A 14,920-nucleotide genomic window follows, 5' to 3' on the forward strand; every position below is an offset into this window, starting at 1 on the left:
CCGGACTCGCCTCCCGTAAACTGAGGTGCATGTTGCAGTCTTTGAACGATGTAGCCCAGCTCACGCCCACCCTGGAGGCCGCTCGCGGCGCCTCGTTATCGCTCGCTTCAGCGCCGACGGAGATCAAAAACAAAGCCCTCAAATTGATTGCGCAGTCACTACGTGACCATGTCGCACAGATCGTCACTGCCAATCGGGCCGACCTGGCCGCCGGCGAAACCAACGGTCTCCGTGACGGCCTGCTGGACCGCCTGAAGCTCGATGAGCCCCGAATACTGGCCCTCGCGGATTCTGTCGACCAGATCGCGCTTCTCACCGACCCGGTCGGACAGGTAGTGCGCGGCAGCAGCCTGCCCAATGGCATCAAAATCAGCCAGGTGCGCGTTCCCTTCGGCGTGATCGGAGTCATTTACGAAGCTCGGCCCAACGTCACGGTCGATCTCGCGGCCCTTGCGCTGAAGAGCGGGAACGCCGTCGTGCTCCGCGGCGGTTCCGCGGCCGAGAACAGCAACCGGGTGCTCATCGGCTTGGTGCAGGCGGCGCTCGTCGAGGCGGGGCTCAGCCCCGATTCGGTGCAGACCATCGATCCCTTCGGTAGGGCCGGTGCCACCGAACTTATGAAGGCTCGCGGCTACGTCGATGTACTCATTCCCCGTGGCAGCGCCAATCTCATTCAGACCGTGGTGGCGCAGTCCGAGGTGCCGGTCATTGAGACCGGAGCGGGCGTCGTGCACGTCTTCCTTGATGAGACAGCGACCAAGCAGTGGGCGATCGATATCGTCCACAATTCCAAGACGCACCGTCCGAGCGTATGCAATGCCCTCGAAACCCTCCTGGTGCACCGAAGCGCCGCTGAACGGCTGCTTCCCGCAGTGTTGGCCAAGCTCGCGGCATCCGGTGTCACCATCCACGCGGATGCCCGCACTCGATCGATCTATCCGGCCGCGATCCCGGCAACCGACGAAGACTGGGGCACCGAGTACATGAGTCTCGACATCTCCGTCGCAATCGTCGACTCACTCGACGAGGCCATCGCCCACATTCGCCGTTATTCCACGGGACATACCGAGTCGATCATCACCAACGACCTGCAGAATGCGGAACGTTTTCTGAATGAGGTGGATTCGGCCGCGGTCATGGTCAACACGTCAACCCGGTTCACCGACGGCGGCGAGTTTGGGTTCGGCGCCGAGGTGGGAATCTCCACCCAAAAGCTGCACGCTCGGGGGCCAATGGGCTTGCCCGAGCTGACCAGCACAAAGTGGATCGTGCGCGGCACCGGACAGGTACGGGCCTAGGTCCAGAAGAGGCCGGGGTCCAGCTAGAATGGGTCGACGGCGTGAGTCGTCAGGCCTGCGACCCGTCGCAGTCACCTTAAGCCGTGCCTAACCGGCGTGGCCCGTGAATGGAGAACCGATGTCTTTTCTGAGTGCCGTGCTGACCGAGGTCGAGCACATCGCCCTGCCGTTGCCGCTCGTCGTCTACCCGATGGTCGCGGCCGTGTTGTTCCTGGCGCTCGGCGTCGTGGTGTGGAGCTTTCGTGATGTAGCCAACCGTCACAGCGGAAAGGCCAATGCCTACGCCGCCGCGCACGGCGCAGACGGTGGCACTCCCGGCACCGGTGGCCATTAGAAGTCTGAGTTCAACGTGACAGTTCGTCGTCCGCGCATCGGCGTGATGGGCGGAACGTTCGACCCCATCCACCATGGGCACCTCGTCGCCGCCAGCGAGGTGGCGCAGAGTTTTGACCTCGACGAGGTGATCTTCGTGCCGACCGGGCAGCCATGGCAGAAGAGCGGCGTCACCCGAGGCGAACACCGTTATCTGATGACCGTAATCGCAACCGCCTCCAATCCACGGTTCACGGTGAGCCGCGTCGATATCGACCGGGTCGGGCCGACGTACACCATAGACACGTTGCGTGACCTGCATGAAGAGCGTCCCGACGCTGAATTGTTCTTCATTACCGGAGCGGATGCCATCACCCAGATTCTCGGCTGGAAGGACGTACGCGAACTCTGGCAGCTGGCGCACTTCGTCGCTGTGAGTCGCCCGGGGCATGAGCTGAGCGTTTCAGGATTGCCGAACCAAGACGTAAGCTTGTTGGAGGTTCCGGCACTGGCTATTTCGTCCACTGACTGCCGGGCGCGGGTCAATCGGGGATTCCCCGTCTGGTATCTGGTCCCCGACGGGGTTGTCCAGTACATCTCAAAGCATCATCTGTATCGGAGTGTGGCATGACGTTGGGAGACTCTCAGCCGCTCAGCCGACGCCAGGCGCGCGAACTTGCCCGCGATCAGAGCGACGAAGCCGCTGCGGTGCACGACGCAATCCCGACTCTCGACGTTCCGGTACTGGCGCCGGCCGCGCTTCGCCCTGCATCTTTTGCCACCTCAACGCAGTCTTCGACATCCCGTCGAACGAGTCGGCATCACACGATCTCCGAGGTGGACGAGGCTCAGGAAGCCGTACTTCCAACTCCAAGTGCAGTCAAGCCCACGCCGTCTGCTCTGGCTTCGGCACCGCACACGCTGAGTCGCCGGGAGCTGCGTGCACTGCACGCGCGTGAGGAAGAGCAGGCCCTCCCGACCGACGGCTTGCCGAGTTTATCCGGTGCGCAGGTCGACGCGGATCCCAGTGAACCCGCAACAGTCGGGGTCGAGCTGGTCGAGTCCGAGCTGATCGAGGCCGAGCCAGCCACACCGGTCGCCGTTGACCGGGTCGAACTCGAGCACATGTATGCCGAACCGATCGTCACGGAGCCGACCGAGGCAACAGTCGCGACCACGAGCGACAGCACCGGTTGGGTACCGCCGATCGGGCACTGGTCGGTCGATGAGGATGCGCTGCGCGTCGAAGCCCCGCAGCGCGACCAGTCGCTCGACGAGCTGATCAACCGCGGTATCGGTGCCGGTGGCATCCCCACCACCACGAACGCGCTCATATTGCCGTCGATTCCGCACCAGGCCAGCAGCGTGAGTCCCATCTCCAATACCGGGGAGATCATGATCACCGGGTCGTTCGACCTGCCGCGGAGTCTTGGCTCGACTGGCGCGCATCCGAATCTGTTCGATTCGTCGGAGATAGACCACATGATGGACCAGCTTGACGCCGATCAGCTTGGCGGGGACTCGGCCCCGGTCAGTGCGAGTCGCGCTGTGAGCACGCACGCCTCAACGCGGGGCATGCTGGCCCCGCCCAAGAGACAGCGTGCCTCGCTTCCGATGATTTTGGTCATCGCGACGGCTGTTTTAGCTGTGAGCGTTCTGGCACTTTTCGTGACCGGCTATCTACTGGGCATTTTCTAGTGAATCGAATCGTCCAAGATCGTCCCGCCCGCTTTGTGAGCCCCTGCTGCTCGCCTTCTTTCGTTCCCTCTATCATCGCAACGATGGCATTCACGCCTCGCTGCACAATCTCAAGGATTCATTCATGACCACTTCACCCCACGCCCTCGAGCTGCTTGCAATCGCCGTCGCGGCCGCCGACTCCAAGGGAGGAGAAGACCTCGTTGCCCTCGATGTATCGAATCCGCTTCCTCTGGCCGATATCTTTTTCATCGTCACTGGCCGATCAGAGCGCAACGTGGTTGCGATCGCCGGCGAGATCGAAGACAAACTGATCGAGGCCGGTCACAAGCCGCTTCGGCGTGAGGGACGTGCGGCTGGTCGCTGGGTGCTGGTTGACTTCGGTGACCTGGTCGTGCACGTCTTCCACGAGGAAGAACGCCAGTATTACTCCCTGGAGCGCCTATGGAAAGACTGCCCGGTGATTCCGACGGGGATTCCCTCGAAACTGACAGTGCAAGACGCCGCCGAAGAGGTCGTGGAGTAGCTTCGGTTTCGCAGATCCCAATCTGTGTTGTAAGCTAACAAAGTTGTTTCGAAGCAATTCGAAACAACAATCTGGGTCCGTGGCGCAGCTGGTAGCGCACCTGCATGGCATGCAGGGGGTCAGGGGTTCGAATCCCCTCGGATCCACAAATATGAAATAGCTCCGACATCGTCGGAGCTATTTTTTTGTGTCGGCAGTGTAAAGATCGTGAATGCAAAAGAAATACCGCGTGGCGGGTATCGGAATGCGAGTCGGGCGGCCATACTTCGTTAGTGGTAATTGCCACAAACGAATGTATCCATCCCGAATGTATTCGACAGCGTATTGGAGAATCCCAGAATGAAGAAGACCACGGTTCAGCTGCTGGACGACCTTGACGGCACCGTTATCGAGAATGGCTCCGGAGCAACCGTTTCCTTTGCCTTTGAGGGTGACTCTTACGAGATCGATCTGTCCACAAAGAATCTCACTGAATTCCGAGCTGCAATCAAGCCCTACACAAATGTTTCACGGCGCGTTGGCTACGTGCCCGCCAAAACGCGCGGTGCCAGTCCGGCCGGTTCAGACCGGGCCGAGCTGCAGGCCATCCGCGCCTGGGCCGCCGCCAACGGCACACACGTGTCCGACCGGGGGCGCATCGCCGGCTCCGTTCGTGAGGCTTACGCCAAGGCGCAGGCGTAGCAGAGTCTGAAAAACCGCCATCACTCTGCATCAACGGTGTCCCTGCTTGAGCGGCGACACTTATTCTGAGTGCTGCGGCCGTTTTCACAGTGGTACTGCCTTACCGCCAACGGCCGAATGGCTCATGCGTTCACGTTATAGCGCCTTCTACTTTGGCGATGCGCAGTATCTACTTAAGACATGGCATCAACTCACCAGACCTGAAGCGCTCGACCTGGACCCGGAGATAACGTGGCGGCGGCTCGATATCGTACGGACAAAAGGCGGCGGGTTACTCGATAGCAACGGCATCGTGGAATTTACAGCGCACTATCGTGTAACCGGCAAAGCGGGACGGCACAATGAAGTCAGTCGCTTTCAGAAAGTCGACCAGCACTGGTATTACCTCGATGCTGCGCCACCTCCCAGAAACGTGGCTTAGGTTGGGTAAATGTCAGAGCACCTCTCCCGCGATATAACCAGCGGCAGCGACCCACGGCATCCGGTGCGGAGGGCACTGCGGCGTGCTCGCACGTGGGTTGACGGGCACCCGTATCTGCTCTTCGCCTATCGCCTTGGCGTCGGGCTGCTCGGCGCGCTGATTGTCGCGATCGGCATGATTTTGATTCCCTTGCCGGGACCTGGGTGGCTCATCGTCTTTTTGGGCCTCGCCGTGCTCGGAACGGAATTCGCGTCAGCGCGTCGGCTGGGAGCCGTCCTCAAGCGCATTGTCACGCGGGTTTGGACGTGGTGGCGCAGGCGACGTGATCGCCGGGTGGCCACATCTTCCTAACCACAAACGCGCGCCGTCTGGCAGCGTATTTGGTGGGTCAGCGGCCCATAATCGGTACGTTCGCGCTGAAGAACAGCGAAATCAAGACGGCGACATAGACGATCACGAAGATCACCGGGGTCACGTAGCGCACGACATTGACCCATGCTGCCATAGAGACAATGCACCGGGTGAGCGAGCTGGGTGTCGGCACGGAACGTAGGTCGGCGATGACTGCCAGTCCCTCGTTCGCAGCCGCTATTTGCGCGAGCGCCCCGAAAATACCCGACGCGAGCAGAATACCCGCGGCGGCAATGCGTACGGCCAGGTCGGCGGTGCCGAGTCCGAGTGCGAGAAAGCCCACAGTGGCGGTGAGCAGAAACGTTGGGGCAGCTTGGGAGACAATAATGTGTGCTCGCGCCTTGACCCACAAACTGATGAGGTCGATTTCGGTCATGGGGGTCTCCAGTCGTCGGGTGCAGAGAGCACGTAACCCCATTTTGGTGGCTTTGGCGCGACAAATCGAAAATGATGAACTAAATTCTGTCGGGACAAGGTTGCACCGGTAGATGCATGTGCGTGGAACTATTCTTTTGTGGTGAGAGGCCTAATCGCGTGACGTACAAACTTGAACTGGGACTCGATACCTTCGGAGACGTCACCGTCGCCGCCGACGGGCGGCCGCTCACTCAACCGCAGGTGCTGCGCAACGTCGTGGCTGAGGCCGTACGGGCCGATCAAGTGGGCCTGGACTTCTTCGGCATCGGCGAGCACCACCGCGCCGATTTCGCTGTCTCCGCCCCCGAGGTCGTACTCGCCGCCATTGCGGGCCAGACCAGCACCATTCGCCTGGGTTCAGCCGTGACCGTGCTGAGTTCAGACGACCCGGTGCGGGTGTATCAGCGGTTTTCCACGCTCGACGCTGTGTCGAACGGGCGGGCAGAGGTCATTCTCGGCCGTGGCTCATTCACGGAATCCTTTCCACTCTTCGGCCTTGAAGTCGGCGACTATGAGCAGCTATTCGAGGAAAAGCTGGAACTATTCACCGAACTGCGGAAGGAAGAGCCGGTGACGTGGTCCGGTCAGACCCGGCCAGCCCTGAGCAACCAGACAGTCTTTCCGCCGACCGAGTCCGGGTCGATCAAGACCTGGATCGGTGTGGGCGGCAGTCCCGAATCCGTCATCCGTGCGGCGCACTATGGAATGCCCCTCATGCTTGCCATTATCGGCGGTGCCCCGCTCGCCTTTGCCCCCCTGGTCGACCTGTATCACCGCGCTCTGGCGCAGTTCGAAAAGCCCTCATTACCAATCGGTGAGCATTCGCCCGGCTATATCGCCAGGACGGATGCCCAGGCTCGCGACGAAATGTGGCCACACTACGAGGCCATGCAGAACCGCATCGGTCGTGAACGCGGTTGGGGTCCCGCCACGCGGGAACGGTTCGAGCAGGAGGCCGGCCCTAGTGGAGCTGTCTTCGTCGGCTCGCCCGAAACGGTGGCGACAAAAATCGCGGCCGTGGTGACGGGGCTCGGGTTGTCTCGATTCGATCTGAAGTACAGCATCGGTACGCTGCCGCACGAGAAACTGATGACCAGCATCGAACTCTATGGCACCGAGGTCGCACCGCTCGTGCGCGAACGCCTCGGCTGAGGCTCCTGAGGCCCCTGAGGGAATGGGCGAGGGAATGGGCGCGGGTGTGTGCGCGGATGAGGGTGCTGGGGGTGGTTATGGCGGCGGATGCCTGTAGCGTGTTCTGCAAGCGCGATTCGATCACCTGTCTGCGCGCGTCCTCGCCGCTGCTGCATCTGACCGTGTCCCATCTTCATCCCGAGGAGTCTCATGGAAACCTGGCCCGGAACCGTCTACCCCCTGGGCGCGACGTTTGACGGGAGCGGTACCAACTTCGCCCTGTTCAGCGAAGCCGCCCAACGTGTCGAGCTATGTCTCATCGACGAAGACGGAGGCGAGACGCGGGTGGAGGTGCGTGAGTCATCCGCTTACATTTGGCACTGTTATCTGCCCCTCGTGCAGCCGGGCCAGCGTTACGGCTATCGGGTGCACGGCACTTACAATCCAGCGGCCGGCAATCGGGCCAACCCGAGCAAGCTGCTGCTTGATCCCTACGCCAAGGCCACGACCGAGGTTATCGACTGGGATCCCTCGTTGTTCTCCTACGATTTCGATGACCCCGACTCCCCGAATGACGAAGATTCCGCTTTGCACATGATGCTCGGCGTCGTCGTCAACCCGTTTTTCGACTGGACCGGTGACCGGTCGCTGCGCACGCCATACAGCGAGTCCTTCATCTACGAGGCACACGTCAAAGGCCTCACCAGGTTGCAACTGTCGGTGCCGGACAGGCAGCGCGGCACCTACGCAGGGTTGGCGCATCCGTCGGTCATCGACCACCTGCAAAAGCTCGGCGTGACCGCTATTGAGCTGATGCCGGTGCACCAGTTCGTCAACGACGGAACACTCGTTGAACAGGGCCTGAACAATTATTGGGGCTACAACACGATCGGATTCTTCGCGCCGCACAGCGCGTATTCCTCGACCGGAGATCTCGGCCAGCAGGTGCAGGAATTCAAGGGTATGGTGCGCAGCCTGCACGCTGCCGGCATCGAGGTGATTCTTGACGTGGTGTACAACCACACCGCCGAGGGCAACCATATGGGGCCGACCCTGTCCTTCAAGGGCATCGATAATGAGGCCTACTACCGCCTGATGGACAACGACAAGCGTTACTACATGGACTACACCGGCACCGGAAACACCCTGAACGTGCGGCACCCGCACGTGCTGCAGCTCATCATGGACTCGCTGCGGTACTGGGTGCTCGAGATGCACGTCGACGGATTTCGGTTTGACCTGGCGTCGGCCCTGGCCCGCGACCTTTATGACGTCGACAAGCTCTCCACCTTTTTCGAGCTTGTGCAACAAGACCCGGTCGTCTCGCAGGTCAAGCTCATCGCGGAACCGTGGGATGTCGGTCCCGGCGGCTACCAGGTCGGAAACTTTCCCTCCCAGTGGTCCGAATGGAATGGTAAGTACCGTGACACCGTGCGCGATTTTTGGCGGGGTGAGCCATCCACCCTGGGCGAATTCGCCTCCCGCGTGGCGGGATCCGCCGACCTCTACGAACACTCCGGACGCCGCCCGATGGCCTCGATCAATTTCGTGACCGCGCACGACGGTTTCACCATCGCAGACCTGGTCTCGTATAACGAGAAACACAACGATGCCAACGGCGAAGACAACAAGGATGGTGAGTCGCACAACCGCTCGTGGAACTCCGGTATTGAGGGCCCCAGTGATGATCCCGTGATTCGCGGGCTGCGCGCCCGGCAGGCACGCAACTTCATCGCGACGCTGCTCTTGTCGCAGGGGGTACCGATGCTGCTGCACGGCGACGAGCTGGGCCGTACCCAGCTCGGCAACAACAACACCTACGCGCAGGATTCCGAGTTGACCTGGGTTCACTGGGACGAGGCCGATGTGCCACTGATCGAATTCACGGCCGCCGTGTCCCGCCTGCGCCGTGAGCACCCAACTTTTCGGCGCAGCAGATTTTTCGACGGTCGACCCGGTAAGCGGGTAGCGGGCGAATCGCTGCCCGATATCGTCTGGCTCAACACCGATGGTGAACCGATGGCGTCCAAGGACTGGGACGAAAGCCTGGCCCGCACGGTCGCCAAATTTCTCAATGGCAACGGGATCCGCGAGCGCGACGTGCGTGGCCAGGACGTCACCGACGACAACTTTCTACTCTTGTTCAACGCCGACGCCGAAGACGTCGAATTCACGCTGCCGCCCGATGAGTATGCACCGGCCTGGGAGATCGTGGTCGACACCGCCGGCGAGGGCGCCGATTCCATCCCCCGTCCGGCTGGGGCGATTCAGACCGTAACCGGTCGTTCCCTGGTGGTGCTGCGCGCCTATCACGAAGCCGAAGTTGTGCCGGATCACTCCGTTGCAGCGTCACTGGCCGGTGCCACCGGCCTCATCACATTGCCCGGCCGCAGCTGAGGACCGGGCGATGAGCGACAAACCAGGAATTACGGCAGCGGGGCCAGTCCCCGCGCCGCGCTCGACCTATCGACTGCAGATCAGTGCAGCCTTCGACCTTGATGCCGCCGCGGCTACGGTGGACTATATTCGCGATCTGGGTGCGGACTGGGTCTACCTCTCACCGTTGCTGCAGGCCGAGGCCGGATCAGATCACGGGTATGACGTCGTCGATCATTCCCTCGTCGACCCGGCCAGAGGCGGGGCGGATGCCCTGGACCGGTTCGCGACAGCGGCCCACCAGCTAGGGCGGGGCGTACTCGTGGACATCGTGCCGAACCACATGGGTGTAGCGACGCCGCGGCAGAATTCGTGGTGGTGGGATCTGCTCCAAAATGGCCAGCAGTCGCGATACGCCGAGGCCTTCGACGTGGACTGGGCGTTCGGTCAGGGGCGCATTCGCATTCCGGTGCTGGGCGACGGGCCTGACCAGCTTGATCAGCTGGAGATCGTTGACGGCGAGTTGCACTACTTCCGAAATCGTTTTCCGATTGCAGCCGGAACCGCCGACACTGGCACCAGCCCGGCTGGTGTGCACGATCGGCAGAACTATGAGCTGGTGAACTGGCGGCGGGCCGACGACGAGTTGAACTATCGTCGATTCTTCGCCGTGAACAGTCTGGCCGGCATTCGCGTGGAAACGCCGTGGGTGTTCGAGGAGTCGCACCGTGAGATCGTGCGCTGGGTGCGTGACGGTCTTGTGCAGGGACTGCGGGTCGACCACCCGGATGGCCTGGCCGACCCGGCCGGTTATCTTGAGGCGCTGCGTCGTGCCACAAACGGCGCTTACGTTCTGGTCGAAAAAATTCTCGAGGGGCCAGAGCAACTTCCCACGAGCTGGGCGACGGCTGGCACCACCGGGTATGACGCCCTCACCGACGTCGATCGGGTGCTCGTTGATCCGGCCGGCCAGGAACATCTTGACGCCCTGGAGCTGCGGCTCCAGGGTGCCGACGCAGCCGGGTGGGGCAAACTGATTTATCGAAACAAGCGCGTGGTGGCCGACGGTATCCTGCGCTCGGAAGTGCTGCGCATCGCTCGCCTGGTACCGAGCGACGAACAGGGTAATGACCGTACCGCCGACGCTGTCGCCGAGCTTCTGGCCGCGTTCCCGGTCTATCGTTCCTACCTGCCCCTGGGTCAGGACCACCTGCAGGCTGCGGCGAATCGATCGATCGCCCACAGACCCGAACTCGAGGCCGAAATCCTCCGGCTGCTGCCGCTACTGGGCGACTCGGAGCATCCGGCTGCCGTGCGCTTTCAACAAACGTCGGGCATGGTCATGGCCAAGGGGGTCGAAGACCGGGCCTACTATCGGTTCAGCCGGCTGACCTCGCTCAACGAAGTCGGCGCTGACCCCGACGAGTTTTCGGTCACGGTGACCGAGTTCCACAACCGGCAGCGAGCGCGCCAGGCCGGGTTCCCGCAGTCGATGACAACCCTGTCAACCCACGACACGAAACGTAGCGAAGACGTGCGTGCGCGCATCTCGGTGCTCGCTGAGATCCCGGCCCGTTGGGAGGGCCTGCTCGAGCAACTGCGGGCGCGCCATCCGCTTAGTGACGCGCCGTTCGAGAACCTGCTCTGGCAGGCGATCGTCGGCGCCTGGCCAGCCAGCCGGGAGCGTCTCCTCGCCTACGCCCTAAAGGCGGCGCGCGAGGCCGGAACCTCGACCACCTGGACGGAACAGAACGCCGATTTTGAGATGAAACTTGATGGGCTCGTCACCTCCGCCGTCAGCCCCGGGCCGACCCACGACCTCATCGCCGGTCTGGTCTCTGAACTGCAGCAGGCAGGCTGGAGCAATTCGCTCTCGCTTAAGCTGTTGCAGCTGACCATGCCGGGAGTCCCCGACGTGTATCAGGGCAGTGAGCTGTGGGAGACGTCGCTGGTCGACCCTGACAACCGCCGCCCGGTCGACTATGAGCAACGCCGCGAACTGTTGATCCGCGTCGACGGCGGGTGGCTTCCTCCCATCGACGTCAGTGGAGCCGCAAAGCTGCTGGTCACCTCCCGCGCCCTGCGGCTGCGCCGCGACCGCGTGAGGTTTTTTACTCGCTACGCCTCGATACCCGCCTTCGGCGCGGCCGCCGAGCACGTTGTGGCATTCGATCGCGGGGGAGCGATCACGGTGGCCACCCGGCTGCCGATCGGGCTGCACCGCGCCGGGGGCTGGGGCGACACGACCATTGCGCTAGCCGGCCGCAGCTACATCGACGAGCTCACCCAGGAGAAGTTCTCTGGTCCGAGCCTGCGGGTCGCTGACGTTCTCGCTCGCTACCCGGTGGCTCTGCTGGTCGTCGGTGACGATGACCGAAGTTCCCCGTTCGACCCCGCCCTCCCCAACCCCACAGGACGACACGCATGAACGATCAGAAATTTGCTGTCTGGGCCCCCGACGCGCGCGCTGTCCAGCTGCAACTCGGGCCGCGCAGGCTCGAGCTGGCGGCGCAGGATGACGGATGGTGGGAGCTTTCGGCATCCGTTCCGCCCGTTGGTACAGGCGCCATGGATTATGGGTTCATTGTGGACGGGAGTGGGCCGTTCCCCGACCCGCGCGCGCGGCGTCAGCCCGGTGGGGTTCACGCCCTGTCCCGCACCTTCGATCCCGCCGACCATATCTGGCAGGACGCCGATTGGACTGGCCGCCAGCTCGCCGGCGCCATCGTCTACGAGCTGCACGTGGGAACCTTCACACCCGAGGGTACGTTCGAAGCGGCAGCGTGCCGGGTCGATCATCTGAAATCAATCGGTGTCGACTTCGTTGAGCTGTTGCCGGTGAACGCGTTCAACGGAACGCATAACTGGGGTTATGACGGCGTGCTCTGGTATGCCGTGCACGAGGGCTACGGCGGCCCGGCCGCGTATCAGAGTTTCGTCGACGCCTGCCACCGGCATGGCATCGGCGTGATTCAGGATGTCGTTTACAACCACCTCGGTCCGAGCGGCAACTATCTGCCCCAGTTTGGCCCGTACCTGAGCGAGGCTGCGGGAAACACCTGGGGTTCCGCGCTTAACCTCGACGGGCCAAACTCCGATCCGGTGCGCCGCTACATTCTAGACAACGCCCTGATGTGGCTCAGCGACTACCACGTCGACGGCTTGAGGCTCGACGCCGTCCACGCGTTGCGCGACACGAGCGCGACCCATCTGCTCGAGCAACTCGCCGTCGAAGTCGGTGCGCTCAGCGCAAAGATCGGGCGTCCGCTCACCCTGATCGCCGAATCCGACCTCAACGATCCCCGCCTCATCACGTCGCGAGAGGCGAATGGCTACGGCCTCGATGCCCAGTGGAGCGACGACTTTCATCACGCCGTGCACGTGGCTCTGACGGGGGAAACTGCCGGGTACTACGCCGACTTCGAGCCGCTTGACGCCCTCGCCAAGGTGATCACCCACGGATTCTTTCACGACGGCACATACTCGAGCTTTCGCGAACGCACCCACGGCCGCCGCATCGACCGCGAACGGACGCCCACCTGGCGGCTGGTCGTCGCTTCCCAGAATCATGACCAGATCGGCAATCGGGCTGTCGGCGACCGTCTCAGCGCCCAGCTGGATGTGGGCCAGCTCGCGATTGCGGCGGCGCTGACCCTGCTCGGGCCGTATACGCCGATGCTGTTCATGGGGGAGGAATGGGGTGCAACAACACCCTGGCAGTTCTTTACGTCGCATCCCGAGCCTGAGCTCGGCGCAGCAACAGCCACCGGGCGGATCAACGAGTTCGCCCGGATGGGGTGGGATCCGCAGATCGTTCCCGACCCGCAGGACCCGGCCACGTTTGAGCGTTCCAAACTCGACTGGAGTGAGGCGGACGAGACCGAGCATGCTCGACTGCTCGGGTTCTATCGTGAGTTGGCGGCGTTTCGCCGTTCGTATCCCGACGTCACAGATCCACGGTTCGACCAGATTGCCGTGGAGTTCGATGCTGCTGAGGGGTGGTTACGGGTGCACCGTGGTAGCACCAAGGTTGTGATCAACTTCGGTGAGCGGTCGGTGCGCGTGCCGGCCGGTCGGGGAGAGGTGGTGTTGTCTTTCGCGACCGGTCCCGATGCCGTGCAGGATCGGCTGCCCAACGCCCTGCAGCTGGCTCCACACTCCGTCGTCGTGTTGGTCTGACCTGCACTGCGCTGGCGACGGATCTGGTCTGGCAAGATGGGGCTGCTGACACAGTTGCAGCAGATGTGATGAGGACCACGCATGGGATCGTTTTTAGCGCCGACGACGGCTGCCGCGCTCGAGCAGCTTTTAGCGCTGCACACGGATGACGGTGGCTCGCCCCTGAATCGGCTGCGCGCCATCCGCTCGCTGCAGGCCGCCCTCGATCAGGACCCGGCAACGCTCGTCGCGGTTCGCGCTGCGCTCGCCGCCGATACGTCGTGGGAGCAGGTCGCCGATGCTACAGGGCTTAAACCTCCGGCGGCCAGATGGCGTTGGGGCGGCAGCGATGAGGAGATCAGCGCCCGCCTTGAAGCTGGTCGTAAACGTTCCGTAAGGCCGAGCAGTGTACCGACCGACCTCCCCGGTCTGTCGGTCGCCGAGGCGGCGGCTGAACGCGGAGTGAGCGCCCAGGCCATCTACCTGCAGGTGCGTCGCGGCACCCTGGTCAGCCGCACGGTGACCCTGCCCGACGGCCGCAGCTACAAGCGGGTGTTTCCTGCCGGCACGACCGACCCCGATCCCAGAAGCGACCAAAATTTCGACCTCAATGGAGACGTCCCGCAATGACCACCACGCTTACGATTGAACACCGCGCCGATCGGGTGCACGTTCAGCTCGACCGGCCCGACGTGCGCAATGCCATCGACCAGACCATGATCGACGAGCTGCACGCCGTCTGCGCCGAACTCGAGCAGCAGCCGCGTATCCTCATCATCAGCGGGGCGAATGGTGTCTTCGCCTCCGGTGCCGATATCGCCCAGCTGCGGGAACGTCGGCGCGATGATGCGCTGCTCGGCATCAACTCCGCACTGTTCTCGCGCATCGCGAAACTTCCCATGCCCGTCATCGCCGCCATCGACGGCTGGGCGCTGGGCGGCGGGGCCGAACTCGCCTACGCGGCCGACTTTCGCATCGCGTCCACGAGCGCCCGTCTCGGCAATCCGGAGACCGCGCTCGGCATCCTGCCCGCCGCCGGTGCGCTCTGGCGTTTGGCCGAGCTCGTCGGAGAGCCGGTGGCCAAGGAGATCATCCTCGCCGGGCGCATCCTCAGTGCATCCGAATGCCTCGCAGTGCACCTGGTCACCGAGGTGCACGACCCCGACGACCTGCTCGCCGCCGCTCACGCACTGGCCGACCGGATCGCCGCACAGGACCCGCTGGCGACCCGTCTCGCCAAGGAGGTCTTCCACGCTCCGCGCGCCGCGCATCCGCTCGTTGATAACGTCGCCCAGTCGATCCTGTTCGAGTCCGAGGCAAAATTTACCCGAATGGATGCGTTCCTCGCCCGTCGCAAGCGCTGATCCGGTTCAGCTCCGTGGGCGTCGTGCCACGGAGTCCTGACCCCAGGACAGCCAGATGAACGCGCCGACCAGTGGGAAGGCCAGGACAATTAGTAGCCAAATGGCGAGTTCGAAGCCCTCGCGTGGT

Annotated in this window: 15 protein-coding genes and 1 tRNA gene; 15 read left to right on the forward strand and 1 reads right to left on the reverse strand. The window is 62.9% G+C overall.

The window, feature by feature from the left end; all coding sequences use genetic code 11:
• The first annotated feature begins 29 nt into the window (after nucleotides 1–29).
• The 9 genes from E3T51_RS06740 (at nucleotide 30) to E3T51_RS06780 (ending at nucleotide 5,287) form a co-directional block, all read left to right on the forward strand.
• Nucleotides 30–1,298 carry a glutamate-5-semialdehyde dehydrogenase gene (locus E3T51_RS06740; RefSeq protein ID WP_134528991.1) on the forward strand — a complete coding sequence of 423 codons (1,269 nt, stop codon included), beginning with the start codon at nucleotides 30–32 and terminating at the stop codon, nucleotides 1,296–1,298.
• A gap of 118 nt (nucleotides 1,299–1,416) precedes the next feature.
• Nucleotides 1,417–1,632: a hypothetical protein gene (locus tag E3T51_RS06745; RefSeq protein WP_104191085.1), complete on the forward strand. Its 216-nt coding sequence runs from the start codon at nucleotides 1,417–1,419 to the stop codon at nucleotides 1,630–1,632.
• A 15-nt stretch (nucleotides 1,633–1,647) separates the two neighbouring features.
• Complete coding sequence (gene nadD / locus E3T51_RS06750; protein ID WP_105036604.1) at nucleotides 1,648–2,241, forward strand: nicotinate-nucleotide adenylyltransferase; 594 nt, start codon at nucleotides 1,648–1,650, stop codon at nucleotides 2,239–2,241.
• On the forward strand, nucleotides 2,238–3,308 hold the full coding sequence (locus tag E3T51_RS06755; RefSeq protein WP_134528993.1) for a hypothetical protein: 1,071 nt from the start codon (nucleotides 2,238–2,240) through the stop codon (nucleotides 3,306–3,308). The genes nadD and E3T51_RS06755 overlap by 4 nt, the downstream gene beginning before the upstream one ends.
• 124 nt (nucleotides 3,309–3,432) lie before the next feature.
• Nucleotides 3,433–3,834, forward strand: a complete 402-nt coding sequence (gene rsfS / locus E3T51_RS06760) for a ribosome silencing factor (RefSeq protein WP_104191088.1) — start codon at nucleotides 3,433–3,435, stop codon at nucleotides 3,832–3,834.
• Nucleotides 3,835–3,907: 73 nt separating this feature from the next.
• Nucleotides 3,908–3,980, forward strand: a tRNA-Ala gene (locus E3T51_RS06765).
• Nucleotides 3,981–4,173: 193 nt separating this feature from the next.
• Entirely contained in the window at nucleotides 4,174–4,515 is a 342-nt protein-coding gene (locus E3T51_RS06770; protein ID WP_134528995.1) for a histone-like nucleoid-structuring protein Lsr2, read from the forward strand.
• A 25-nt stretch (nucleotides 4,516–4,540) separates the two neighbouring features.
• On the forward strand, nucleotides 4,541–4,936 hold the full coding sequence (locus E3T51_RS06775; RefSeq protein ID WP_134528997.1) for a YchJ family protein: 396 nt from the start codon (nucleotides 4,541–4,543) through the stop codon (nucleotides 4,934–4,936).
• Between the two features lie 9 nt (nucleotides 4,937–4,945).
• Nucleotides 4,946–5,287: a TIGR02611 family protein gene (locus E3T51_RS06780; RefSeq protein WP_104191091.1), complete on the forward strand. Its 342-nt coding sequence runs from the start codon at nucleotides 4,946–4,948 to the stop codon at nucleotides 5,285–5,287.
• A gap of 37 nt (nucleotides 5,288–5,324) precedes the next feature.
• Here E3T51_RS06780 and E3T51_RS06785 read toward each other — a convergent pair whose 3' ends face one another.
• Nucleotides 5,325–5,723 carry a hypothetical protein gene (locus tag E3T51_RS06785; protein ID WP_134528999.1) on the reverse strand — a complete coding sequence of 133 codons (399 nt, stop codon included), beginning with the start codon at nucleotides 5,721–5,723 and terminating at the stop codon, nucleotides 5,325–5,327.
• Between the two features lie 158 nt (nucleotides 5,724–5,881).
• Between E3T51_RS06785 and E3T51_RS06790 the strand changes: the two genes are divergently transcribed.
• The 6 genes from E3T51_RS06790 (at nucleotide 5,882) to E3T51_RS06815 (ending at nucleotide 14,793) form a co-directional block, all read left to right on the forward strand.
• Nucleotides 5,882–6,916: an LLM class flavin-dependent oxidoreductase gene (locus E3T51_RS06790; RefSeq protein WP_134529000.1), complete on the forward strand. Its 1,035-nt coding sequence runs from the start codon at nucleotides 5,882–5,884 to the stop codon at nucleotides 6,914–6,916.
• Between the two features lie 189 nt (nucleotides 6,917–7,105).
• Nucleotides 7,106–9,292 (forward strand): glycogen debranching protein GlgX, encoded by a 2,187-nt coding sequence (glgX, locus tag E3T51_RS06795; protein ID WP_134529002.1) that lies wholly within the window; start codon nucleotides 7,106–7,108, stop codon nucleotides 9,290–9,292.
• Nucleotides 9,293–9,302: 10 nt separating this feature from the next.
• Complete coding sequence (treY, locus tag E3T51_RS06800; protein WP_134529004.1) at nucleotides 9,303–11,699, forward strand: malto-oligosyltrehalose synthase; 2,397 nt, start codon at nucleotides 9,303–9,305, stop codon at nucleotides 11,697–11,699.
• The gene (gene treZ, locus E3T51_RS06805) at nucleotides 11,696–13,450 is read left to right on the forward strand and encodes a malto-oligosyltrehalose trehalohydrolase (protein WP_134529006.1); all 1,755 of its coding nucleotides are present in this window, start codon (nucleotides 11,696–11,698) and stop codon (nucleotides 13,448–13,450) included. The genes treY and treZ overlap by 4 nt, the downstream gene beginning before the upstream one ends.
• Nucleotides 13,451–13,531: 81 nt before the next feature.
• Nucleotides 13,532–14,059: a hypothetical protein gene (locus E3T51_RS06810; protein ID WP_134529008.1), complete on the forward strand. Its 528-nt coding sequence runs from the start codon at nucleotides 13,532–13,534 to the stop codon at nucleotides 14,057–14,059.
• Nucleotides 14,056–14,793 (forward strand): enoyl-CoA hydratase/isomerase family protein, encoded by a 738-nt coding sequence (locus E3T51_RS06815; protein ID WP_134529010.1) that lies wholly within the window; start codon nucleotides 14,056–14,058, stop codon nucleotides 14,791–14,793. The genes E3T51_RS06810 and E3T51_RS06815 overlap by 4 nt, the downstream gene beginning before the upstream one ends.
• Nucleotides 14,794–14,920 lie beyond the last annotated feature (127 nt).

Source organism: Cryobacterium serini, from assembly GCF_004404025.1.
In the GTDB taxonomy this organism is placed as follows: domain Bacteria; phylum Actinomycetota; class Actinomycetes; order Actinomycetales; family Microbacteriaceae; genus Cryobacterium; species Cryobacterium serini.

Excerpts from the sequence above, each read along its gene's own strand:
- E3T51_RS06740 (WP_134528991.1), top strand. The coding sequence starts at position 30 with ATGTTGCAGTCTTTGAACGATGTAGCCCAGCTCACGCCCACCCTGGAG.
- E3T51_RS06745 (WP_104191085.1), top strand. The coding sequence starts at position 1,417 with ATGTCTTTTCTGAGTGCCGTGCTGACCGAGGTCGAGCACATCGCCCTG.
- E3T51_RS06755 (WP_134528993.1), top strand. The coding sequence starts at position 2,238 with ATGACGTTGGGAGACTCTCAGCCGCTCAGCCGACGCCAGGCGCGCGAA.
- rsfS (WP_104191088.1), top strand. The coding sequence starts at position 3,433 with ATGACCACTTCACCCCACGCCCTCGAGCTGCTTGCAATCGCCGTCGCG.
- E3T51_RS06770 (WP_134528995.1), top strand. The coding sequence starts at position 4,174 with ATGAAGAAGACCACGGTTCAGCTGCTGGACGACCTTGACGGCACCGTT.
- E3T51_RS06780 (WP_104191091.1), top strand. The coding sequence starts at position 4,946 with ATGTCAGAGCACCTCTCCCGCGATATAACCAGCGGCAGCGACCCACGG.
- E3T51_RS06785 (WP_134528999.1), bottom strand. The coding sequence starts at position 5,723 with ATGACCGAAATCGACCTCATCAGTTTGTGGGTCAAGGCGCGAGCACAC.
- glgX (WP_134529002.1), top strand. The coding sequence starts at position 7,106 with ATGGAAACCTGGCCCGGAACCGTCTACCCCCTGGGCGCGACGTTTGAC.
- treY (WP_134529004.1), top strand. The coding sequence starts at position 9,303 with ATGAGCGACAAACCAGGAATTACGGCAGCGGGGCCAGTCCCCGCGCCG.
- treZ (WP_134529006.1), top strand. The coding sequence starts at position 11,696 with ATGAACGATCAGAAATTTGCTGTCTGGGCCCCCGACGCGCGCGCTGTC.
- E3T51_RS06810 (WP_134529008.1), top strand. The coding sequence starts at position 13,532 with ATGGGATCGTTTTTAGCGCCGACGACGGCTGCCGCGCTCGAGCAGCTT.
- E3T51_RS06815 (WP_134529010.1), top strand. The coding sequence starts at position 14,056 with ATGACCACCACGCTTACGATTGAACACCGCGCCGATCGGGTGCACGTT.